Source organism: Mycobacterium kyorinense (assembly GCF_001672775.1).
Taxonomy (GTDB): domain Bacteria; phylum Actinomycetota; class Actinomycetes; order Mycobacteriales; family Mycobacteriaceae; genus Mycobacterium; species Mycobacterium kyorinense_A.
The window spans coordinates 1-887 of sequence record NZ_LZKJ01000082.1; the positions used below are offsets into that span (position 1 = coordinate 1).

Consider the following 887-nt stretch of genomic DNA (forward strand, 5'->3'; position numbering starts at 1 on the left):
ACGCCGATCATCGCGTGGCTGCATGAGGTGCAAACCGCTGGCGGTGTGGTGGATCAGTTCAACCAGACGGTGCTGCTGCAAGCCCCGCCCCAAGCGACTGAGGCTGATGTGGCTGTGGTGGTGCAGGCGCTGCTGGATCGCCATGCCATGCTGCGCTGCCGCGTCAGCGTCGATGAAGCCGGGCAGTGGTCGCTGCAGGTGCCCGAGGCCGGGTCGGTGCACCCGCATGTGCAGGTGGTGGACGTGGTGGGTGATGAGGCGCTGGTGGCCGCCCGCTCGGCGTTAAACCCGGCTGCCGGGGTGATGGTCAGTGCGTTGTGGGCGGCCTCGACAAGGCAGTTGGCGTTGATCGTTCATCACCTGGCCGTGGATGCGGTGTCGTGGCGGATTTTGGTGGAAGACCTCAACATCGCCTGGGCCCAGCACCATCACGGTCAACCGATCGTCTTGCCGGTGACCGGCACTTCGTTTGCGCGGTGGGCTGCGGTGTTGGGTGAGCATGCGCGTGCGGCGGGTGTGGTCGAGCAGGCCGATCGCTGGCAGCAGTTGCTGGCGATCCCCTCGCCGCTGCCGAGCGTGCAGGCCGAGTGCGACACGTATGCCAGTGCGGGGCATTTGACGGCGTCGTTGGATGTGGAGACCACCCGCATGCTGCTCGGTGAGGTGCCGGCGGCATTTCATGCCGGGATCCAAGACATCTTGTTGATTGCCTACGGGCTGGCGTTGTCCCAGTTGTTGGGCAGCACTGCGCCGTTGGCCATCGATGTTGAAGGCCACGGCCGCCACGACGAGTTGGGTCCTGATCTGGACCTGTCGCGCACCGTGGGCTGGTTTACCACCAAATACCCGGTGGCGCTGACGATCAGCGGTCTGCATTGGTCGCAAGT

At 65.2% G+C, this 887-nt stretch carries 1 protein-coding gene; it reads left to right on the forward strand.

The genetic code is table 11. The features are described from left to right. A partial coding sequence (locus tag A5707_RS08700) for a condensation domain-containing protein (protein WP_232000674.1) occupies positions 1-887 on the forward strand: 887 nt, incomplete at both ends.